This window comes from Chryseobacterium sp. PvR013 (assembly GCF_017833095.1).
Classification (GTDB): Bacteria; Bacteroidota; Bacteroidia; order Flavobacteriales; family Weeksellaceae; genus Chryseobacterium; species Chryseobacterium culicis_A.
Window position 1 is genome coordinate 3,070,061 of sequence record NZ_JAFIBT010000001.1, and the last position, 20,662, is coordinate 3,090,722.

The window sequence follows — 20,662 nt, forward strand, 5'->3', positions numbered from 1 at the left end:
TACCTTGACTTGTTCCCTCATTCAAGGCGATGTAAAAGTACGACATATTTTATAAATACAAAAACATTTCCATCCTTTTTTAAAACTTTATGAAAACTTTATGATTTTTTAAGTTTTTTTGAGTTCATTCCATCTTGTCACAAAACACACAAAACAACGACATCCAATGTCCAAAACAAGGTTTAAATCCATATAACCTACGAAAAATTCAAAAAACAAAACATTTACTTAGATAAAAAACATTCTATTTCTATCCTGTTTTTGCTATTTTAAAAATTGGAGTTATCTATAGTATTTGATGTGATATTTCTAAAATTTCCACCTCAAAAATTGCGAAATATCTGAATCATTTTTGAGGCTATTATTAATTCTGTTTTTACCTAAATAAAAGAGCATTTCACTCACATAAGTAAAGTTTATTGTAAACTTCATCCTGAAAATTTCAAAATACAACCTGTAAGAATATCATTTATTTCTCTTAAAACAAAACCTGCTACAGATATCAAAACACCGAATACTACAGGATTTCTAGAAAGAGATCCATCTCTACAATTTTGTGTTGTAAAACGGGTTTTTAGCTTACAATCCTATAGAATAAAATACTGAGGATCAAATAAAATCTATCAATACCCACTTATATCTCACTAATAAAGGAAAATTTTTTTTGTATATTTAAAACATCTGTGTATTTTAGATAAAAATATTAATATGATTTTTGACAAACTAATTAACCATCTAAAACTCGATAAACAGGAATTTATTTTTCAGTTCAACTCCCATCCTAATTACCCATCTGCACTGGCATTCAGTGATACTCTGAACTTTATGGGAATAAAAAATGATGCTTATGAACTTGACAAAGAATATTGGGATGAACTTCCGGAAGAATTTATTGCTATTGTTGAGAATTCATTTTCTCTGGTAAAGAAGTCAGGAAGTAATTATTCAGTATATTCAGAAAAAGCAAAGACCTTAGGCAAAGAAGAACTTTATACTAAATCAACAGATTTCGTACTCCTTTTTGAAAAAACTGAAAATGCAGAAAGCAAACTGACCTTCAATTTCAAACCGGTTCTTTACATCATTTTTGCTGCTGTTCTTGCTTATTCCTTTATTAGCCAAACCATTTATGAAGCTCTCTTTAATGTTCTTTCATTAGCAGGCGTTTATATTTCTCTGGAAATTTTCAATCAGAAATTCGGAAATACCTCTACTGTCATCGGAAGTATATGCGGAGGCGGAGGGGCTGCAGCAAGCCAGACAGCCAACTCATGTGATAAGATTATCAAACAGGATAAAACCAGTATTTTAGGGTTAAAATTTGCAGATTTTTCTCTTATCTATTTTGCAGGACTTGCCGTATTGGGTCTGTTCTTACCAGCAACAGCTTATATCGTGAAAGGATTTACATTCGTTTCTGTACTTGCCATCGGATACTCTCTATACATCCAGGCATTTGTAGAAAAAACATTCTGTAGAGTATGTCTTTTAATTATTTCAATCCTGACAGGACAAATTGTAATAAGCAGCTTATTTTTCGAGAATCTGTCATTCAGTGTGGGAACGCTTTTATTGACTGTCATTCTGTGGGCTCTTGTATTCTCTGCAGTGATCTATTTCAACACGCTACTTGAGCAAAAGGAAACACTTCAAAAATCAAATGCAAAAAACCTTAGATTCAAAAGAAATTATGAGCTGTTCAAAAACCAGATGGAACAGAATCCCAAAATAGAATTTCAGGATACTGAAACTTTTGCTGTTGGAAAAAGAGATGCTAAACTTCGTATTTCTATCGTTTCCAATCCATATTGTGGTTTCTGTAAAGATGCTCATAAACTGATAGAAGGTCTTTTGGAGAAATATCCGGATACTCTTTCTTTGCAGATGAGATTTAATTATACCCCGGACAGAGCTCCTGAAAAGTACACACAGCTTCTTTCAGACTTAACTCATATTTACCATAATAGACCTGAAAAAGAGTTTTTACATGCAGTAGAAGAATGGTTCGAAACCAAGGATGAAAGCAAAATCAATGCTCTTTCAGGAGGAACTGTAACATCAGAAAACCTTAACCCAATGGTGGAGATGACCAATGAAAACAGTAATGCAGGATTAAACTTTACTCCGATCTTTATCATCAACGGATATCAGTTCCCTGACAAATATGATCGTGAAGATATTTTATTCTTTATTGATGAATTAATAGAGGATGATGAGATATAATAAATAAATCTCATCCATTTAAAAATTTCACTATCTTAGGAAAAACAAAATAACCATCTGAAAAGATGTAAAAGAGTAGAAAACGGTGACCAATGGGACGATTTCCTGTTTACCATTTCATTGAATTATAATTGAATTAAAGTAAAAATGTCGTCATTCATTGACGGCATTTTATAATGAGTAGTAGTTTTGAAAAAAAAGTTTCCTTTTTATAAGCAACCAGATACCAAAGACTGCGGCCCTACATGTCTCAGGATCGTAAGTAAGTATTATGGTAAAAGTATATCCCTGCAACAGATCCGTAACCTTTCCGAAACAACACGTGAAGGAAGCAGCCTTCTTGGGCTGAGCGATGCCGCAGAAAACCTCGGATTCCGCTCAATGGGTGTCCAGATTGATTTCAACACCCTCACAGAAGAGGTTTCTTTCCCTTGTATAGCACACTGGAATAAAAACCATTTTGTGGTAGTATACAAAATTGACAAAAACAATAAAGTATATATTTCAGATCCCAGTTATGGGCTCATCACTTATACCAGGGAAGAATTCATCAAATCCTGGATTGGAGAAAATGCCAACGAAAATACAGAAGAAGGAATTGTCCTGATTCTTGAAACTACCCCGGCATTCTTTCAGACAGAATTTGATGCTGAAGAAAGTAAGGCAAGCTTTACATTCCTTTCCAAATATCTTCTTAAGTATAAAACGCTTGTTGTACAGCTAGCCATAGGGCTTTTAGGAGGAAGTTTACTTTCTCTGATATTCCCGTTTCTTACCCAGAGTATTGTAGACGTCGGGATACAGAACCAGGATATTAATTTTATCTATGTGGTGTTACTTGCACAGATTATGCTGTTCCTGGGAAGAATGGGAATTGAGACTATCAGAAGCTGGATCCTTCTCCATCTTTCAGCAAGAATTAATATATCGATCATCTCCGATTTCTTTATCAAATTAATGAAGCTTCCTATAAGTTTCTTCGATACAAGAATGACCGGAGATATTATGCAGAGGATTAATGACCACCACAGAATTGAACAGCTTTTAACAAGCTCTTCATTGAATACATTATTCTCATTGGTCAATCTTATTATCTTCAGTATTGTATTATTATTTTATGATTACAGGCTTTTCATTGTTTATCTTGTAGGAGCCGTATTATATGTTGGCTGGATCACTTTCTTCCTGAAAAAGAGAAAAGAACTTGACTATAAGAGATTCTCTCAGGTATCTCAGGAACAGAGTAAAGTAATCGAGCTTATCAACGGTATGCAGGAAATTAAAATGCATAATGCTGAGAAACAAAAAAGATGGGACTGGGAATTTCTTCAGGTAAAACTATTTAAAATCCGAATAAAATCACTCTCATTAGAGCAGTGGCAATCTGTTGGAGGTAACTTTATCAATCAGATGAAAGATATTCTGGTGAGTTTCCTTTCTGCAAAGCTCGTTTTAAGTGGAAATCTTACGTTGGGGATGATGCTTTCTGTTCAATACATCATTGGGCAGCTAAACAGCCCGCTTCTACAGCTTATCGATTTTATCAAGCAGACTCAGGATGCTAAAATTTCCCTTGAAAGACTAGGAGAAATTCACGATAAAGATGATGAAGAAGATAAAAATGAGCATTATGTTACAGATCTTCCCAAAAAAGATATCGAGATCAGAGATATGTCATTCAGATATATTGGTTCCGATGTTCCGGTTTTTGAAAACTTAAGCCTTACCATTCCATATCAGCAGACAACAGCTATTGTAGGAGCCAGCGGAAGCGGAAAAACAACACTGCTGAAACTGCTGATGAAGTTTTATGATCCGGATAAAGGTGAGATTAAAATCGGGAATACCAATATGAAAAATATTTCTCCCAGGTATTGGAGAGATCATTGTGGAGTGGTAATGCAGGAAGGTTATGTATTCAATGATACCATTGCCAATAACATTGCTGTTGGTGAAGATCATATTGACAAACAAAAGCTGAGACGTGCTGTAGACATTGCCAATATCAAAGAATTCATAGAAAGCCTTCCGCTAAGTTATAACACGAAAATCGGAAATGAAGGAGTTGGAGTCAGTGGAGGTCAGAAGCAGAGACTATTTATCGCAAGAGCCGTTTATAAATCTCCGGAATATATTTTATTTGATGAAGCAACATCTGCACTGGATGCCAATAACGAGAAAGTGATTATGGAAAATCTTGAGCAGTTCTTCAAAGGCAAGACAGCTGTTGTCATTGCCCACAGACTTTCCACAGTAAGACATGCCGATAAAATCATTGTACTGGATCAGGGAAAGGTGGTAGAAGAAGGAAGCCATGCTGAATTGGTAGATCTAAGAGGCGAATATTACAGACTTGTAAGAAACCAGCTTGAACTAGGAAGCTAAGTTATAATAGAATCAGAAAAGCTTAATATAAAAACATTTTGATATCCGGCAGATATTCCTCCACCATCATAGTGTGATGGAATCTGCCCAATTATTTAAATTATATTCCCCTTTAAAATGATGGGAAATTTTACCTCAGAACAATGAAAGAAGACGTTTTAGACAATATAGAACTCCGCTCTGAGAGCGTACAGGATATTCTTACCCAGCCGCCACATTGGATGATCCGCTGGGGAAATACCGTTATATTCATTATCCTCCTGCTTATTCTCTTAATGAGCTACATCATAAAATATCCGGAATTTGTACCGGCACCCATTATTGTAACTTCTCAGAATCCGCCGGAGAAAATAGAAGCAAGAACCAGCTCCAAAATTGAAAAAATATTCATAAAAGATCATCAGGAAGTTAAAAAGAATGACGTTTTAATGGTGATGCAGTCTACTGCAAACTACAAGGATATTTTAGAATTGAAAAACCTGGTAGATTCCATTACACCTGATAAATTATATACCTTCCCTATTGCTCAGGCATCGAGATTCAAACTGGGAGAATTACAAGGAGAATACAACAGCTTTGCGAAAGCATTTCAGGATGAAGCGCTTTTTACAAGACTTCAACCTTATGCACCTGAAAACCTTGCTGCCAATCAAAGTATTTCTGAATATAAAATAAGAATTGCAACGTTAAAACAGCAGAAAAACCTGGAATCCATAAAATATGATCTCACTAAGAAAAACTTCAGCAGATCTCAGGAATTATTCAACCAAGGAGTTATCTCAGCGATGGAACTTGAAAACGAGAAGATCAAATATCTTCAGGCCCAGCAAAACCTTGAGAATATTAAAATCTCCATATCACAAATGGATGAAGGAGTTTCCAATCTGAATAAAACCAAAAGCGGAACTGCCATTAATACAGAAAAAGATAGAATTACCTATTCTTCACAAACCTTACAGCTTCTTGAGCAGCTGCGAAAATCGTTAAAACAGTGGGAGCTGAACTATCTTGTTATTTCATCCACTGACGGCGTTGCCAGTTTCCAACAGTTTTTTGGAGAGAATCAGTTTGTAAAAGTAGGCGAACCCATCATTTCTATTCTTCCTAAAAATAAAGAGCAGCTAGTAGGCAGAATGTCTGTTCCTACAACCAACTCAGGAAAAATAACCCCAGGCGAGAAGGTATTAATAAAACTAGACAACTACCGATTCCAGGAATATGGTATCATCGAAGGAAAGGTGCAGAACATATCTCTGATTCCTGATGAAAAAGGAAATTACTATGTAGATGTGATTTTACCAAAAGGATTAAAAACAAGCTACAATAAAACGCTTACATTCGATAAAGAGCTTAGAGGAAGTGCAGAGATTGTAACACAGGATCTGCGACTGATTGAAAGATTCTTTTATCAGATCAGAAAGCTATTGGGATATCAGGTATGATAAAATCACCTGAACAAAAAATAAAACCCGCTTTACAGATTGTAAGGCGGGTTTTATTTTATCGTATATTTTAAAATTACAATACCAGTAATGGTTTGCAGAAAATCCCTATCTTATTTCTTCGTTTAAAACAGGAGATTACAAGCACTATTTAGTTAAGTAAAGGGTTTGGGTATAAAAAACAAGATCTTTCAAAAAAGGGCAACAATAAGACGAATACGAGAACTATAAAACCATGAGTCTGTCTTAAAAAAGAAAACTCTGATAAAAACTATAATAAATTTGAAGCAGTCATTATTTTCCCTGAATGTTTTATAGAAAGACAAAAATCCTTACAAAAGAAAATCTTTTGAGAGAATTCGAAGGTGAAGTTATGAATCTTTTAAAAGTAAAAACCGCAATCATTAAATCAATGATTGCGGTTTTTTGTAGCGAAGACGGGAATTGAACCCGTGACCTCAGGGTTATGAATCCTGCGCTCTAACCAACTGAGCTACCTCGCCGTTTTGGTGGTGCAAATATAGAAAATATTTCTTTACCTCCAAAATTATTTTACCTTAAAATATTCCAAAACATCTCCAACATGATCTGGTTTACTGATTATCTTATTGTTAGCATCTAAAATAAAATACGTAGGAGTTGCATGAATATTATATAAATCAGTGTAACTGCTGTTCCAACCTCTCAATTCTGAATCATTCACCCAAGGAAATGCAGCAATTTTTTTAGTATATGAATTCTTATCCACATCTAAAGACAACCCTACAATCTGAATATTTTTTGATTTAAGATCATTATATTTTTCCAACAGTTTTGGAAGTTCACTTTCACAGTGTGAGCATGTAGATGACCAGAATACAACCACCTTCTTATCAGCCTTTATATCGTGTAATGATTTCGCAGTGGTATTAACCGGTGACTGGAACTTATAATTAGGAAAAACAGCCCCCATTTCAATGTTCGCATTTGATTTCAATGTAGAAGCAAGTCTATCAGTGATAGTACACTTAAGATTTTTGGCAAGAGACAGATATTTGCTCTTATATTCCTCCATCTGATATACATCAAAAATATCAATCAATTCTGATAATACCGTCTGCCCTCTTGGAGTCTCTACTTTTAAACGGTCTAATAGTTTATCCACAGAAGCCGCCACATTGGTATTTCCTCCTGAATTCAGATAAGCTACCAATACTGGTCTCAATAAAGATGAGCTTTCAAGCATATCTCCGGATTTGTCCAGAAAGTTAACTATTTCTTCCTGGTCTACTTTTTTAACAGAATCAGGTGAGTTGGAAAGGAACTTGCTGTAATTCGTATTATAATAAGCTATAAATGGATGTTGCGTAGCATCAATAGAACTTGAAGCTCCGGAAAGTCTGTCAATTTCTGTTTTCAGAGCTTTTCCAAAATCCGTATTGTCTTTGTAATATTCTTTGATCTGTGCTAAAGCCGGCAAAATAAGCTCTTTCTTTTGTGAGCCTTCCTGCTGCTTACTCATCAGATTATTTGCTTCATCCAGATAAATAACATCTTTGACTTTATTATTCTGGATATCCAGTTTAAAATTCACATTCTTATTTTCAGAAATAAAACTCACCGTGTTGTTAGAACCCGGGAAATAAACTTTCATCATCCCCATATAGTTGCTTGGGTATTTAAAAGTCCATGTACTATTCTTACTCTGTTCTTTGGTAACAATAATATCTTTTGATCCGTTTAATGTATATAAGATGGCGTCCTGATCTTTAAAATCTGTAGGAGCCTGAATGGTAACAGTAAATTGAGCCTGCAAAGCAAATGCAGCCAAAACCGCAGATAGCGTGTAAATCTTTTTCATAGAGTAAAAATAAAAAAACTCCCTGACTAATCAGAGAGTTTAATATTATTTTAATAAAATTTTATGCTTTTACGCTCTTGTACTTTTTTGTAAAGTAAACAATAAATCCTATTGCTACGATACCCAGTACATATACATACATATCAATGGGTGAGGCAAGTGATCCCGATCCATTTCCTCCCCCTCCACCTCCTGATGGCGGTGGCGATGGTGGACCAGCGTTTGCTAGAGATACAACACATAGGAAAATTGCCAGTACTAGTTTATTAATAGTTTTCATGTGGTTTATTTTAAGATTTTAGTGTTAACAGTTTCTCCCTTATCAGAAACGATTTTTACAACATATGAATTTTTAACTGAGCCATCTAGCTCGATTACAAAATCTCTGGAAGTTTCAACCGCTTTTTTAGAGATTACCAGTTTACCACTCATATCATAAACTTGAATGTCTGCTTTTTTCCAGTTTGGATCAAATCTAACAATATAATTTGTAATTGATGGATCGTAAACCACAAGTGTTTTAGAAATACCTTGAGTTGTTTTACCTGTACCTAGAGTAAGATTACTTGGTTCTCCATAGTACAAGTTAGCTTCTGCATTCGTTACAGCTACAACATCTCCTTGTTTTGCTTCTATTACATTACCATTTTCTGCTTTATAGTAGAAACCAATTCCTGAAGATAACTGGTGTGCGCCAGCTGGAATTAACTCAGCATTTTCTCTGATCTCGAATTTATAAGACTTCACCTGGTCGTAATAGCTCATTAACTTAACATTCTTACCCAGGAAGTTATTTTCATTAGCTTCGTTGATATATAACCAATAGTTTTGATTATTAGTATCATACCCACCATTCAAGGCCTCTTCATAAGTACCAATAAGATTGATACCGGCTGAAGCCTGAACTGAAGTTGCAGCAGAAATCTGGTGTCCTGTTGTTAATGCTGGAGAAACAACAAAATATGTTCTGGAAAGTTCTTTTCCATTGGCATCAAGACCAATTACCCCCAACTGTTTTATTGAATTGCTTACTGTCTTGCCATTAGCCATTTTAGCAGCATTCACATTATAATCAGTACCTGAAGTTCTTGCTGTTGACTTGAATCTTCTTAGTGTATTAAAATTTAAAGTCTGAAGTGTATTATCTCTTAACTTTATTTTAAACGACTGCATAGGTTTTACCACTACCAAATCTACGTCACCAACAAGTGGAGCTACTCCATCTCCTGTTGGAACGTAAGTAACTACCTTATTTCCTGTAGCGTAAGTAGAACCATTTGAAAGAGTAACAACTGTACCTGGGTTATATTCAACACCCCAGATATTTTTCACGGCATTTCCGTCAGTTATAGTACCACCTTCAGTATATCCAATACTAGCTAAATCTATATTGGTAAGGAAAGGGTTTCCGAATTGATACCAGTTTTGTCCAAATGTTCCTGCCCACGGAGTTGTAGTAAACTCAAAACTATCATCAAGATAAGTATTGTACTTTTCATTGTACTGGTTTACAGCATTACCGTTGGTTCCAAATACTACGTTAGAAGTACCTAAATTAGATTTCCCAGCGTTCTGTAATGTTAGAGCACTGGCATAAGGAGCATATGGTTTTCCATTAATATTAAATACAGGACCAGCCGCACCTGGAGGGGTATTTATAGGAGCACCTGGATTCCAGTCATTATTGTTAACCTTTAGCATATAATAACCTGTAGCATCCCAAGTGGTTGAGGTAGGCGCTAAATTCAACGTAGTAATAGCAACAGCATTCATATTATCCCATTTCAGAATCGGGTTAGCGTTAGCTCCGTGTCTTGTGGTATTGAACGTTTTACCAAGTTCAGTAGATAATGAATTGAAAGCTTTACCTGAGAAAGGTAATGCAACTTGTTGAAAATAATTACCGGTACCATGACTTGTAGTTCTGTATTCTTTAGTTACAATACCTGTAATATTGGACTGGGATAGTCCATCGATGTACAACTGGCCATACGTGGAAGTAGCAAAAGAAGCAGGAGTGTTAAGTCTTAAGATAATATTTCCGCCGTCAGTCTTATCTGCACCGCCAGCATCAATTGTCTTAAAACCATCTGTAGCAGATCCTACAACCATGATATTTCCATGCACGTCCAAAAGGCCATTACCCTTTGTTTGTACACCTCCACCGCTATAAACTAGGGTGCCTTCGCTCACATACATATTAGCATTAGTGTCAACATGACATAGTATCTGCGCCTGAACAGAATAACTAATTGCTAAAAGACCTATAGCAAATAAACTTTTTCTCATTGTATAAATTATTTGTGTGTTAATACAATCTTCACCCGCAAAGGTATTATTATTTTTCTTAAAAAAAAAATATTTTATCTATTAATCAAAACATTATCTTCGGTTAAGACGATCTCTTTCTCCTCTCCTATTGAAAACATATAGTCTTCTAGAACTTTTTCGGTGGTCCCTCTAAGCCCTCTTGCCCCTAATCCTTTTTCAATAGTTTCCTCTACGATTTTTTCAATTGCTCCGTCTGTGATTACCAAATTTGTGCCATCCATTTTAAAAAGTTCCACAAATTGATTCACAATAGAATTTTTAGGTTCCTTCATGATTCTTACCAACGTCTCTTTCGTGAGTTTATCAAGGTAAGTGATGATTGGAAATCTTCCTAAAAGTTCCGGAATTAATCCGAAAGTACGAAGATCAATTGCATTAATATTTGTTAATATATATTCGTCTTCGCCAGTTTTATTAATTTTTTCAGAGCTGAAGCCGATTGCCTGTTTGTTCATTCTTCTTTCGATGATCTCTTTGATCCCGTCAAAAGCTCCTCCTGCAATAAACAGGATGTTCTGGGTATTTACCTGGATATATTTCTGATCCGGATGTTTTCTTCCTCCTTGTGGCGGAACATTTACGATACTTCCTTCCAATAGTTTTAATAATCCCTGCTGTACTCCTTCTCCTGAAACGTCTCTTGTAATGCTTGGATTATCTGATTTTCTGGCAATCTTATCAATTTCATCGATGAAAACAATTCCTTTTTCAGCTTTTTCCACATCATAATCTGCTACCATCAGAAGTCTTGAAAGAATACTTTCAACATCTTCTCCCACATATCCAGCTTCTGTTAAAATAGTAGCATCCACAATACAGAAAGGAACATTAAGCTCTCTGGCAATTGTTTTTGCCAAAAGAGTTTTACCTGTTCCTGTCTCCCCTATCATGATAATGTTCGATTTTTCAAGCTCTACTTCTCTGTTTTCATCCTGAGCGTGAAGCAATCTTTTATAGTGGTTATATACAGCAATGGAAAGCTGCTTTTTCGCTTGATCCTGACCAATCACATACTGATCCAGGAATTCTTTGATCTCTTTTGGTTTTTTAAGCTCCTCCATGCTGTCTGCAGGTGAATACCCTGCTTTTGATGCACCGTCTTTTACGATAGCATGTGCCTGCTCTATACAATTTTCACAAATAAAACCATTCTGGCCAGAAATCAGCATCTGCACTTCATTTCTTTTTCTGCCACAGAAAGAACATTGGTTTGAGTTCATATGATATAATATATATGTATATGTTAAAGAAAATCGTAAAAAATTACTTTTTTACGATTTTCTGGTTTGTTAAGAATTAATAATTGAGTTTTGAATCTCTGTATATTCTTTGTTCGTTAATTTTAATCTTTCATTTCTGAAATTCATGTCTTCCATCTTATTTAAAGGAATCAGATGAATGTGTGCATGAGGAACTTCAAGTCCTACCACCGCTACTCCTACTCTTACACATGGAATTGCAGTTTTGATCTTCTTGGCTACCTCTTGGGCAAATCCCCAAAGGTTTTTGTATTCTTCACTTTCAAGATCAAAAATCAAATCCACTTCTTTTTTGGGTACTACTAAAGTATGTCCCTTCACCAAAGGCATTGCGTCTAAGAATGCAATAAAGTCTTCATTTTCTGCAATCTTATAAGAGGGAATTTCGCCATTAATGATTTTTGTGAATATAGTGCTCATTTTATCAGAAGTTTGGGTTAGTATTTAGAAGTTTAGAAATAGAAAGGGGTATCAGACTATAAAGAGATATCTAATACTTCAAAAGACAGTTTGTTTCCGTTAGGTAAAGTAATTTCAGCAATTTCGCCAATAGCTTTTCCTAACAGACCTTTTGCGATAGGTGTGTTCACAGAAATTCTTCCTGTCTTCAGGTCGCTTTCATTATCCGGTACCAATGTAAATACCTGCTCTTGCTTGGTAGCATTATTTTTAAGTTTCACTGTCGTTAAGATTGAAACTTTTGAAGTATCTAATTGGCTTTCGTCTATAATTTTAGAAGTAGAGATAACATCTTTCAGCTTAGAAATTCTCATTTCCAGCATCCCCTGAGCCTCTTTAGCCGCATCGTATTCTGCATTTTCCGATAAATCTCCTTTATCTCTAGCTTCTGCGATCTGCTGAGTAATTTTTGGTCTCTCCACAGTTTCCAACTGTTCCAGCTCAGCTTTCATTTTCTCTAGGCCCTCCTTAGTTACATAGCTTGCCATAATTTTCAAAATTTAGTTTTAGTATAAAAAAATAATCCGACATTTGCCGGACAATGTTTTCGTGTTGTAATCGTTTAATTTCTACAAATATATAAAAATTTAAATTGAAATGAAAAAAACTTTTTCAATCTTATCTATTTTCATTTTATTGATTATCAGTAATTTATCCATAAACTCATGTGGAAGCAGAGAAGATACTGTGAGCTGCTTTCCCAATGTTCCTATTAATGTATCACTGAATCTAAATCTGCCTGCTTACTATGCTTTAAACAACATCAACGGCTGGATTTATGTGAACGAGCAACAGTCCGGAACCAGAGGACTTATTATTGTCCGAACAGCCAACGGCTTTAAAGTGTATGACAGGAACGCTCCTCATATATGTCCTGATAACAATACGACTCTTGAGGTAAAAGACAATATTGCCATTATATGTCCTCAGGATAATACAAGATGGATCTTAAGTACGGGACAGCCGGAGTCGGGAGCTAAAACATCTCTTCCTCCTAAAACTTACCCATACAGCTACGATGCCCCAAGCAAAACTTTAAATGTTTATTATTAGAATATATGAAGATCGTTATACAAAGAGTTTCTGAAGCCAGCGTAAAAGTAGACGGAAAAATTGTTGGTGAAATCGGAAAGGGATTAATGCTGTTGGTGGGTGTGGATGAAAATGATGAAAAAACAGATGCAGACTGGCTTGTACAAAAGGTTTTAAATCTAAGAATCTTTGGGGATGAAGATGATAAGCTCAATCTTTCTGTGAAGGACATTTCAGGAGAAATCCTTTGCATCAGTCAGTTTACATTGATTGCAGATTATAAAAAAGGGAATCGACCTTCTTTCATAAAAGCGGCAAAACCAGATAAGGCCATCCCTCTTTTTGATTATTTTAAGGAAGCAGTGGCCCAATCCGGATTAAAAACTGAAAGCGGAATCTTCGGAGCAGACATGAAGGTTTCTCTCATCAATGACGGACCTGTTACCATTGTAATGGATTCGATGACCAAAAGTTAACTCAACAGAGGCAAATACATAAAATACATATCCAAAACGTTTCATCTGAAACGTTTTTTTTGATTTAGTAAGCATAAAACTCACGTGTTTTACCCCTCGAAAGTATTAAAAACCGGTAAGCTTTACCATCCATAAACGATGGAATCCCCAATATATAAGGAAAAGTGAAAAAGTGAAAATAAATTCACAAAAATGTGATTTGTTTTTATTTTATTACTATTTTTGTTGTAAATCAAAACTGATTTACAACCATTTAACAAAATAATATGAAAACAAAAATCAACCTTTTCGCATTATTTGCGTTCTGTTCTACGCTGTCTTTTGGTCAGGACAGCCAGCCTAAAATGGCCAATGATAAAAATTCAGTTATTTATGTATGCTTTTCAAAAGGCATCAATTCAGAAAAAACAGCTTTCAGCAGAAACGCTGATCTGGAAAGATTTTCAAGAGAAAACCACATTTCGTTTAAGTATGATCTGGATTTCACAGACAACAAACTTGACGAGATGGCCAGAAACAGTAAAGCTATTGGAAATTCAACAGAGTCTGTAGAAAAGCTGAAAAGAATTTATAAGGCTGATATTCCCCTTCAAAACAAAGAAGCTTCAGAGAAAATCATCCATACTCTTGAGAGATTTCCTGAAATAGAATATGTATCTGTAATGAGTGCCGAGCCTATAGAACCTCCTCTGGTAAATACCTTTGTGGCTACTCCGGATCTGGAAAGCTTACAGACTTACCTGAATGACAATCCGGGAATCAATGCCAAATACGCATGGTCAAGAGGCATTACAGGACAGAATATTCGTGTAAGGGATGTGGAATATGGTTTTTACAAAACTCATGAAATGCTTTCCAATCAAAACTCTATACAACTTGAACCCGGATATTCCCCGAATGCAGGATTAGCGAATAATAATTACCGCGACCACGGAACTGCAGTTGTGAGTATTTTAGGTTCCATAAAAGATAATATCGGACTTACAGGTGCTGCTTACAGTGCATCTGAAATAAAAGGATATATGGAATGGACCACGGTGGGATACAACCGAGCTTCTGCAGTAAGCCGATCTATTAATGCATCTCAGGCCGGAGATATCATTTTATATGAAATGCAGACTGGCGGAAAAGACGGACAGTATTGTCCTGCAGAGTATGATAAAGTAATATGGGATCTTACAAAAGCGGCTACTGATTCGGGAATCATTATCATTGCAGCGGCAGGGAATGGCAATCAGAATCTGGATGATCCGTTTTACGCCACCTATCTTGCAAGAGGAAACAGCGGTGCAATTATTGTAGGAGCGGGATCACCCAATACCACCCATTCAAAATTAAGTTTCAGTACTTACGGAAACAGAGTGGATGTTCAGGGATGGGGAAGCAGCGTGATAGCGGCAGGTTACGGATCGTATGCAAAATATGATAATGATAACAACAGAACCTATAATTATTTCAGCGGTACCAGTTCCGCTACTCCGGTAGTATCTTCTGCAGCAATTTTGATACAGTCTTTCTATCGTCAAACTACAGGTCAATATTTAACACCTTCAGCGATGAAAAACTTATTAATTTCAACAGGAATTCCCCAAGGAGGAACTGTGACTGGTCAAAAGATCGGGCCTCTTCCTAATGTGAAGAATGCTATTCTTCAACTGGAGGGTAACTTCGCAGCACCTATTAAGACTTTACCTGCATTAGAGGTTAAAATTTATCCTAATCCATCCAGCACTTCTATTGCTATTCAAAGCAGTGAAAATAAGAAATTAGATGTTGAGATTATCAACCTTCAGGGGCGTACCGTAATGAAAAATTCGGTTTTACCTAATGAAAAAATTGACATTTCCCAGCTGCCAACGGGTCAGTATATTATCAATATCAATGAAGGCCAAAGAAGAGTTGTTGAGAAATTGACAAAACTTTAAAATAATAGATTTTTATACATTTTACTTCACACCAAACCCTCTTTCATTTTTGAAAGAGGGTTTTTTATGATAAGTTTTTATAGAATTATTTTGCGGGAACGCTGCTGAAATTAAGAGCTACTTTGATATTCATATCTGAAGAGGTCTGATTTTTCAGCTCATATACTGTTCTTACCGTCAATCCTGAACTTTTTACAATTTCATCCAAAAATCCTGTATCGTTCAGATCCAGATTTAAGCTGGAAGAATTGGTGGAGATATTAGAACGGGAAGCGATCAATCTTTCTCCTGTTCCGTTGGATGACACGTATATTTTAACGGTTTTGAAAGCACTCAGATTTCCTCCTGAAGGAGATGCTACAGAAATTTTCGCATCTGAAATTCTTACATCTTTAATTTTTGCATTGTTATTTCCTCCGAACCATGTCTGTACATTGGTAGCTGTTGCAGTGGAAGAAACTTCTTTATCTGCCGGAACTCCCGTAGAGACTAATACGTTCGTTGTGTATGGAAATGTATTCTGAACCAGCGACTGTACGGTTCCGCAACTTACGAGTACAGCTGAAGCGGCCATTGCTGTTAGAACTATATTTTTCATAATTTTAAATTTTAAACTTCAGAGTTTAGTTTGCAGAAATTGTACCAAATTGATTTGATCTTATTCCAGGCTTACCGTAAAACTTCCCTTGGTATTTCCGGAAGCCATGTTACTTTTCCCGATGATCAGCCATACTTCACCTTTTCCGGGAGTTTCATACGTAATTTCTCTTCCGAAGGGTCCGTCATAGTTCCCGTCAGGAAGTCTGATCTGATTGAAACGAATATTAAAATCTTTGTCTTTTGTTGAAATTTTTGCTTTGATCGTTGGGCGGTCGTAATGGGTCAGTTTTAAAATCAAATCCTGATCATCTTTGGTAAATTCTTCTCCCAGTGTGAAAGGAAGCTGACTTGCATCAGCAGTTCTTATGATCTGGCCTTCTTTTTCACTTCTCATGACTCCTTTACGCAAAACTTCTTTAGTGGCCGGAGCATTGTTAATAATTGAGTCTTTTTTTCTTAATGCTGCAGAATCTGCTTTTACAACGGAGTCCGGCATTTCTGTCGCCACTGTAGAATCTTTATCCGGAACGTTCGTTACGGCTGGTTCTTTTTTACAGGCCACAATAATCAAAGGAATTAACAATAAGCTTTTTTTCATAATAATTAATTTAAGAATGGATCAACATTTATTCTGTTGGGCTTATTGAAATGCTAAAACTGTTCCAATCCGTTTAATGACTTATTTTCCGGCTGCAATTCTTTTGCATCATTTGTTCCTGCCCATTTAAATGTAAAGTACATAAAGTTGAGCATTATTCCCATTAAAACTGTAACACCCCATGTTTTGGTGTATTCCATAGGATAAATGAGGCGTACCACAATATCGGAGAAGAGACCAAAAGGATTATTGAGTACATCCCAGCTGTTCCATCTCAGAAATCGGCCAAGGTAAACTCCAAAGCTGCTCATGAAAAGAAAGAGTACAATCACTCCAATGATGATATTTTTGTTGCCATAATCAGAAAGGCGTTTTTCAATATCATTAAGACTCATAAAACCACAGATCAATCCCGTCCAGGCATAAGAGAGAATGACAATCAGATCATACCAGATCGGCACAGCATTTCTGGCTCTCAGATGAAAAAGATCTGTAAGAATGTAGGGAGAATTGGGAAAGAACAGTATCCAGACTATTATAATGGCAAACAGGGAAATTTTACTTCTGATATTAAAGGCAATAATAAAAGAACTTAATAATAAAGGAATCCACGCCAGAAAAAGATTCCAGTTGAGAAACAAAAACACTTTCGTATCACTGATGTAATATCTGAAAACTGAGAGGCTGAAACAGAATATGGTCATCAATATAAGAAGCACACTGATTTTAAATCGAGATGATTCAACAAAGGTTTTCATGATCGTTTATTTTAAGGTTTGATAATAAATAATCTTTGATAGGAAAGTTTTGGAGGTTTCACTTTTCATTTTATCGTGTAATCTCTTTTTAAGCTTCTGATCATTTTTATTATCCGCGTATTCCAGCAGAGCTTTCTCACTAAAATTAATGGATGTTACATGATAATTTACCGCAAAGTCCTTCCGTTTCATATTCTGGGAAGTAATAAAGCCTCCCCAATTAAAATAGCTGCATACTAACACGGTTCCATAAAAATACCAGATCATTGTATTGACAAGGAATATGTTTCTTTTTTGCTTCTGAATTTTTATGTAAGTCAAAGCCAGACCAATCAGTGATAAAAGAAGGAATGCAAATACGCCCAATCTTTTATAGGTAAATGCATAATTAACAATGTACTCATAGTTTTTAAGGGCTGCGGAAACAACAAGAATAGCATTGAGGACAATCCATAGTTTAGCTAATATTTTCAATAAACCCGCTTTTGGATCAAAATTAAATCCGGATTTAAAGTAGAACATAATCACCAGAATAGCCATCACGATAGACATGATTACGGCATTCACTCTTTCATGGGTTTCTTCGGAAAGCTGAATCGGAGTTTTTACCGCTTCATAAAACTGTTCATAATTGTACGTAATAATGAAGAAGATCAGTAAAATATTCAGCAAGACAAAAGATATTACGCCACTTGTTCTTTCAGCATCCAGGTCAAGGAAAGAATAAGTAGCCTTGGGAATCCGGGAATCTTTGCTAAACTCATTGTCCAGAACATGATTATTTTTATAGATGAGTTTTTCCACCGCATAGTTCCAGTAATTAAAAGCAATAAAGAATCCTAAGACTGATAAACAGAACACCTGCCAAATATTAAGATCAAGTTCGTAATTTGTGAAAAGAGCGGCAAAGTGATCACTTCCGGCAGAATAAATCCCAAAGAAAACAGAAACCAGTACCAGCGGAATCAAAATAAAAGCAAAGGTCTTCTGCCACAATCCGGAAACATTTTTCTTAGGCAGCCATTCATCAAAACTGAAAAAGCGACAGAATGAAGTACAGCAATTCACAATAAAAACAGGAATTAAAAAGAGAATTTTCAATCTTCTGTTCTTCGATTTATATCCCAGCAAAAGCAGTGAACTTGCCACGGCAATAAAGGATGGAAAATCACCATACCAGGCAAATGCTGCACTGGACAGAATGCTTGTTACAAAAAGAGCGTACAGGGTTCTGGTTTTATTTTTTCCAGGCGTTCTGATTAGGGTTAATACAGCGTAAATCATTCCCAGAATTCCAAGATTTAGCCCAACATCCTGATCGTAGAATACAATGACAAACAGAATTGCTGTAAGAAATATATAATGATGTGTTTTCATGAGGTTAATTATTTAAATATTTAAAATTGAAAGGATTGAAAGATTTAAATTTTGAGAACTGCTTCCAGCCAGGGAAACTGTGTCATTATATAAAGGTATAATACCGTAACCGGGATATTAACAAGCAAGAGCAGTATGGAATTACCGGAAGGTTTCTGACCGGTAACATCTGTAAGATAAATGATCAGCTCATGCAGAAGGATAAACATATTAATGACAGCTGTTACAAGTACATAATAAAAGCCAAGCTCAATGAAAAACTCTGCTCTTATCAGCCAAAATGCAATCAATAAAAGGGTTCCCAACAGAAAAGAAATCATAAACGATCTTTTCCCCAACGGACTGAATTTTATGTTTCTCATGGCCACTAGTTTAATGAAGAACTACGGTTTCTTTCTGCTGAATAAAATCTTTCACATGTTCATAATTCTGCCAGAGCAGTTCTTCAAAATCCCAATGATGAAAAGCTCTCATGTTCTGACCTTTTTTGTAAGCCTTGATATAAATTTTCACATATTCAGGCAGGATCATTGTTCCTAAAACGATTGCCGCCAAAAGATGAGCATTGAGCTTACCATTTCCGAGAAGCAGGTACTGCATGGCAATTTCATCTTCGAAATTAGTTCCACAGCCGGTAATCAGATGGTGTACATCATGGTTTTCCATTTTGGGTATCATCGAAAAACCATGTTTCCGATAAAATTCTCCCAGTTTTCTTCCCAAAGAATCTTCCTGAAATTCCAATAGCTGTTTTTCGTTGAACTGCCATTGTCTTTTTTTCTTTTTAAAGTATTTTCTATATAGTTTCTGTGTTTTATCATACACAAAAAGCAGAAACTGAACGCGTATTTTTTTCATACTGTAATGATTTGAAAAATAGATATCTATGGATATTAATGATTAAAAAAACTAAGACCTATAATGGTATAAATATATGCGATGGGAATATTGATTGCCAAAATGAGGATGGCAATCATACACTCTTTGAATTTTGATCTATAAACTATACCATATAGTAAGAACCCAAGTACTGCTAATAAGTTTAAGGGTACCCCGAAAATAATCAGCATGTAGCCTGCAGCAGCAAATTCATCATTTTTGGATATGAGTGCTCCCAGGAGAATAAGGGTTCCTAATGAGAGAAAAAATCCAAACACAGCTTTACTTAAATTTATTATTTCTAAATCTTTCATAGTTATTTAAGATTAGTGAACCAACCCAATGTTTAGCTTCCTGCAAACGGACTCCCGAATATTCCCACGGCCAGCTCTAACCATATCAGTACAAGAGCCAGCAATATGAAAATGCAGAACAGGACTTTCTGGCTTTGGTTTTTGATTTTGTTTCTGACCAGATTGATAAGAAAGGCTGTTTCAAAGAGTAAGATTCCTGCAATCAGGAAATCTGAAGCTGACCAGTTTATTTCCTTAGAAAATAGTCCTCCAAGCAATGGAATACACAGTAAAACCAGTGGAAGAGCAAAAATTGTGACTGTTTTTTGTTTGTACGTGATCATTTTTTTAAATTTAATTAATAAAGTACTTTGCATTTCAAAGTTAATTTTCAAAAAAATATAGGACTATCGCCCCAATAATTTTTCAAGAGCATCTAAATGTTCGTTAAATGCCTGTCTACCATTCTGGGTTACACGGTAAGAAGTTTTAGGTTTTTTCCCTACAAATTCTTTTTTAACTTCGATATAACCAGCTTTTTCCAGTGCATTACTATGGCTCGCCAGATTTCCGTCTGTAATTTCGAGCAGTGCTTTCATTTCTGAAAAATCAACCCAGTCGTTGACCATAAGAACGGACATGATGCCCAGTCTTACACGGCTTTCGAATTCTTTATTGAGTTGATTTATTTTGATCATTTCTTTATATTATTTATTTTGCCCAAGACAATATCTATCGCTTCTTCTCCTGACCAGACTTTTCAACAGAAAAGCCTGCCTGTTCTC

The 20,662-nt window shown here is 35.7% G+C and carries 21 protein-coding genes and 1 tRNA gene; 6 read left to right on the top strand and 16 right to left on the bottom strand.

Annotated elements, in window-relative coordinates; translation table 11 throughout:
- Window positions 1–708: 708 nt before the first annotated feature.
- The 3 genes from JOE44_RS13945 (at window position 709) to JOE44_RS13955 (ending at window position 6,050) form a co-directional block, all read left to right on the top strand.
- Window positions 709–2,223, top strand: coding sequence for a thioredoxin domain-containing protein (locus tag JOE44_RS13945; RefSeq protein WP_209786038.1), 1,515 nt, complete (start codon window positions 709–711; stop codon window positions 2,221–2,223).
- A 189-nt stretch (window positions 2,224–2,412) separates the two neighbouring features.
- On the top strand, window positions 2,413–4,608 hold the full coding sequence (locus JOE44_RS13950; RefSeq protein ID WP_209786039.1) for a peptidase domain-containing ABC transporter: 2,196 nt from the start codon (window positions 2,413–2,415) through the stop codon (window positions 4,606–4,608).
- Between the two features lie 143 nt (window positions 4,609–4,751).
- On the top strand, window positions 4,752–6,050 hold the full coding sequence (locus tag JOE44_RS13955) for an HlyD family efflux transporter periplasmic adaptor subunit (RefSeq protein WP_209786040.1): 1,299 nt from the start codon (window positions 4,752–4,754) through the stop codon (window positions 6,048–6,050).
- A gap of 429 nt (window positions 6,051–6,479) precedes the next feature.
- On the opposite strand, the gene JOE44_RS13960 is transcribed toward JOE44_RS13955, so the two are convergent.
- The 7 genes from JOE44_RS13960 to greA all read right to left on the bottom strand — a co-directional run bounded on the left by JOE44_RS13960 (window position 6,480) and on the right by greA (window position 12,427).
- Window positions 6,480–6,553: transfer RNA gene (locus JOE44_RS13960), tRNA-Met, on the bottom strand.
- 44 nt (window positions 6,554–6,597) lie between these two features.
- Window positions 6,598–7,890: a TlpA disulfide reductase family protein gene (locus tag JOE44_RS13965; RefSeq protein ID WP_209786041.1), complete on the bottom strand. Its 1,293-nt coding sequence runs from the start codon at window positions 7,888–7,890 to the stop codon at window positions 6,598–6,600.
- 61 nt (window positions 7,891–7,951) lie between these two features.
- Window positions 7,952–8,170 carry a signal peptidase gene (locus JOE44_RS13970; protein WP_209786042.1) on the bottom strand — a complete coding sequence of 73 codons (219 nt, stop codon included), beginning with the start codon at window positions 8,168–8,170 and terminating at the stop codon, window positions 7,952–7,954.
- A gap of 5 nt (window positions 8,171–8,175) precedes the next feature.
- The gene (locus JOE44_RS13975; protein WP_209786043.1) at window positions 8,176–10,179 is read right to left on the bottom strand and encodes a T9SS type A sorting domain-containing protein; all 2,004 of its coding nucleotides are present in this window, start codon (window positions 10,177–10,179) and stop codon (window positions 8,176–8,178) included.
- Window positions 10,180–10,253: 74 nt separating this feature from the next.
- Window positions 10,254–11,441: an ATP-dependent Clp protease ATP-binding subunit ClpX gene (gene clpX, locus JOE44_RS13980; protein WP_105684646.1), complete on the bottom strand. Its 1,188-nt coding sequence runs from the start codon at window positions 11,439–11,441 to the stop codon at window positions 10,254–10,256.
- Between the two features lie 69 nt (window positions 11,442–11,510).
- A complete protein-coding gene (locus JOE44_RS13985) occupies window positions 11,511–11,900 on the bottom strand; it encodes an HIT family protein (protein WP_209786044.1) in 390 nt (129 codons plus the stop codon).
- Window positions 11,901–11,956: 56 nt separating this feature from the next.
- Window positions 11,957–12,427: a transcription elongation factor GreA gene (gene greA / locus JOE44_RS13990; protein WP_047429224.1), complete on the bottom strand. Its 471-nt coding sequence runs from the start codon at window positions 12,425–12,427 to the stop codon at window positions 11,957–11,959.
- Between the two features lie 109 nt (window positions 12,428–12,536).
- On the opposite strand from greA, the gene JOE44_RS13995 reads away from it, so the two are divergent.
- The 3 genes from JOE44_RS13995 to JOE44_RS14005 all read left to right on the top strand — a co-directional run bounded on the left by JOE44_RS13995 (window position 12,537) and on the right by JOE44_RS14005 (window position 15,372).
- Window positions 12,537–12,992, top strand: coding sequence for a hypothetical protein (locus JOE44_RS13995; protein WP_209786045.1), 456 nt, complete (start codon window positions 12,537–12,539; stop codon window positions 12,990–12,992).
- A 5-nt stretch (window positions 12,993–12,997) separates the two neighbouring features.
- Complete coding sequence (gene dtd, locus JOE44_RS14000) at window positions 12,998–13,447, top strand: D-aminoacyl-tRNA deacylase (protein WP_209786046.1); 450 nt, start codon at window positions 12,998–13,000, stop codon at window positions 13,445–13,447.
- 266 nt (window positions 13,448–13,713) lie between these two features.
- Window positions 13,714–15,372 carry a S8/S53 family peptidase gene (locus tag JOE44_RS14005; RefSeq protein WP_209786047.1) on the top strand — a complete coding sequence of 553 codons (1,659 nt, stop codon included), beginning with the start codon at window positions 13,714–13,716 and terminating at the stop codon, window positions 15,370–15,372.
- A gap of 85 nt (window positions 15,373–15,457) precedes the next feature.
- Here the strand turns inward: JOE44_RS14005 and JOE44_RS14010 are convergent, their stop codons facing one another.
- From JOE44_RS14010 to JOE44_RS14050, 9 genes are all read right to left on the bottom strand, one after another.
- A complete protein-coding gene (locus JOE44_RS14010; protein WP_047383035.1) occupies window positions 15,458–15,970 on the bottom strand; it encodes a hypothetical protein in 513 nt (170 codons plus the stop codon).
- 60 nt (window positions 15,971–16,030) lie between these two features.
- Entirely contained in the window at window positions 16,031–16,570 is a 540-nt protein-coding gene (locus JOE44_RS14015) for a hypothetical protein (RefSeq protein WP_209786048.1), read from the bottom strand.
- A 53-nt stretch (window positions 16,571–16,623) separates the two neighbouring features.
- Complete coding sequence (locus tag JOE44_RS14020; protein WP_209786049.1) at window positions 16,624–17,328, bottom strand: DUF1361 domain-containing protein; 705 nt, start codon at window positions 17,326–17,328, stop codon at window positions 16,624–16,626.
- Window positions 17,329–17,334: 6 nt separating this feature from the next.
- Window positions 17,335–18,705: a DUF4173 domain-containing protein gene (locus JOE44_RS14025; protein ID WP_209786050.1), complete on the bottom strand. Its 1,371-nt coding sequence runs from the start codon at window positions 18,703–18,705 to the stop codon at window positions 17,335–17,337.
- A 44-nt stretch (window positions 18,706–18,749) separates the two neighbouring features.
- Window positions 18,750–19,067 (bottom strand): hypothetical protein, encoded by a 318-nt coding sequence (locus JOE44_RS14030; RefSeq protein ID WP_209786051.1) that lies wholly within the window; start codon window positions 19,065–19,067, stop codon window positions 18,750–18,752.
- 10 nt (window positions 19,068–19,077) lie between these two features.
- Window positions 19,078–19,563 carry a Coq4 family protein gene (locus JOE44_RS14035; protein ID WP_105684638.1) on the bottom strand — a complete coding sequence of 162 codons (486 nt, stop codon included), beginning with the start codon at window positions 19,561–19,563 and terminating at the stop codon, window positions 19,078–19,080.
- Between the two features lie 35 nt (window positions 19,564–19,598).
- The gene (locus JOE44_RS14040; RefSeq protein ID WP_209786052.1) at window positions 19,599–19,898 is read right to left on the bottom strand and encodes a hypothetical protein; all 300 of its coding nucleotides are present in this window, start codon (window positions 19,896–19,898) and stop codon (window positions 19,599–19,601) included.
- 32 nt (window positions 19,899–19,930) lie between these two features.
- A complete protein-coding gene (locus JOE44_RS14045) occupies window positions 19,931–20,221 on the bottom strand; it encodes a hypothetical protein (RefSeq protein WP_209786053.1) in 291 nt (96 codons plus the stop codon).
- Window positions 20,222–20,284: 63 nt separating this feature from the next.
- Entirely contained in the window at window positions 20,285–20,575 is a 291-nt protein-coding gene (locus JOE44_RS14050; RefSeq protein ID WP_105684635.1) for a transcriptional regulator, read from the bottom strand.
- Window positions 20,576–20,662: the final 87 nt, after the last annotated feature.

Bases quoted from the DNA above. Each gene is read 5' to 3' on its own strand.
- JOE44_RS13945 (WP_209786038.1), top strand. From the start codon at position 709: ATGATTTTTGACAAACTAATTAACCATCTAAAACTCGATAAACAGGAA.
- JOE44_RS13955 (WP_209786040.1), top strand. From the start codon at position 4,752: ATGAAAGAAGACGTTTTAGACAATATAGAACTCCGCTCTGAGAGCGTA.
- JOE44_RS13965 (WP_209786041.1), bottom strand. From the start codon at position 7,890: ATGAAAAAGATTTACACGCTATCTGCGGTTTTGGCTGCATTTGCTTTG.
- JOE44_RS13970 (WP_209786042.1), bottom strand. From the start codon at position 8,170: ATGAAAACTATTAATAAACTAGTACTGGCAATTTTCCTATGTGTTGTA.
- JOE44_RS13975 (WP_209786043.1), bottom strand. From the start codon at position 10,179: ATGAGAAAAAGTTTATTTGCTATAGGTCTTTTAGCAATTAGTTATTCT.
- clpX (WP_105684646.1), bottom strand. From the start codon at position 11,441: ATGAACTCAAACCAATGTTCTTTCTGTGGCAGAAAAAGAAATGAAGTG.
- JOE44_RS13985 (WP_209786044.1), bottom strand. From the start codon at position 11,900: ATGAGCACTATATTCACAAAAATCATTAATGGCGAAATTCCCTCTTAT.
- greA (WP_047429224.1), bottom strand. From the start codon at position 12,427: ATGGCAAGCTATGTAACTAAGGAGGGCCTAGAGAAAATGAAAGCTGAG.
- JOE44_RS13995 (WP_209786045.1), top strand. From the start codon at position 12,537: ATGAAAAAAACTTTTTCAATCTTATCTATTTTCATTTTATTGATTATC.
- dtd (WP_209786046.1), top strand. From the start codon at position 12,998: ATGAAGATCGTTATACAAAGAGTTTCTGAAGCCAGCGTAAAAGTAGAC.
- JOE44_RS14005 (WP_209786047.1), top strand. From the start codon at position 13,714: ATGAAAACAAAAATCAACCTTTTCGCATTATTTGCGTTCTGTTCTACG.
- JOE44_RS14010 (WP_047383035.1), bottom strand. From the start codon at position 15,970: ATGAAAAATATAGTTCTAACAGCAATGGCCGCTTCAGCTGTACTCGTA.
- JOE44_RS14015 (WP_209786048.1), bottom strand. From the start codon at position 16,570: ATGAAAAAAAGCTTATTGTTAATTCCTTTGATTATTGTGGCCTGTAAA.
- JOE44_RS14020 (WP_209786049.1), bottom strand. From the start codon at position 17,328: ATGAAAACCTTTGTTGAATCATCTCGATTTAAAATCAGTGTGCTTCTT.
- JOE44_RS14025 (WP_209786050.1), bottom strand. From the start codon at position 18,705: ATGAAAACACATCATTATATATTTCTTACAGCAATTCTGTTTGTCATT.
- JOE44_RS14030 (WP_209786051.1), bottom strand. From the start codon at position 19,067: ATGAGAAACATAAAATTCAGTCCGTTGGGGAAAAGATCGTTTATGATT.
- JOE44_RS14035 (WP_105684638.1), bottom strand. From the start codon at position 19,563: ATGAAAAAAATACGCGTTCAGTTTCTGCTTTTTGTGTATGATAAAACA.
- JOE44_RS14040 (WP_209786052.1), bottom strand. From the start codon at position 19,898: ATGAAAGATTTAGAAATAATAAATTTAAGTAAAGCTGTGTTTGGATTT.
- JOE44_RS14045 (WP_209786053.1), bottom strand. From the start codon at position 20,221: ATGATCACGTACAAACAAAAAACAGTCACAATTTTTGCTCTTCCACTG.
- JOE44_RS14050 (WP_105684635.1), bottom strand. From the start codon at position 20,575: ATGATCAAAATAAATCAACTCAATAAAGAATTCGAAAGCCGTGTAAGA.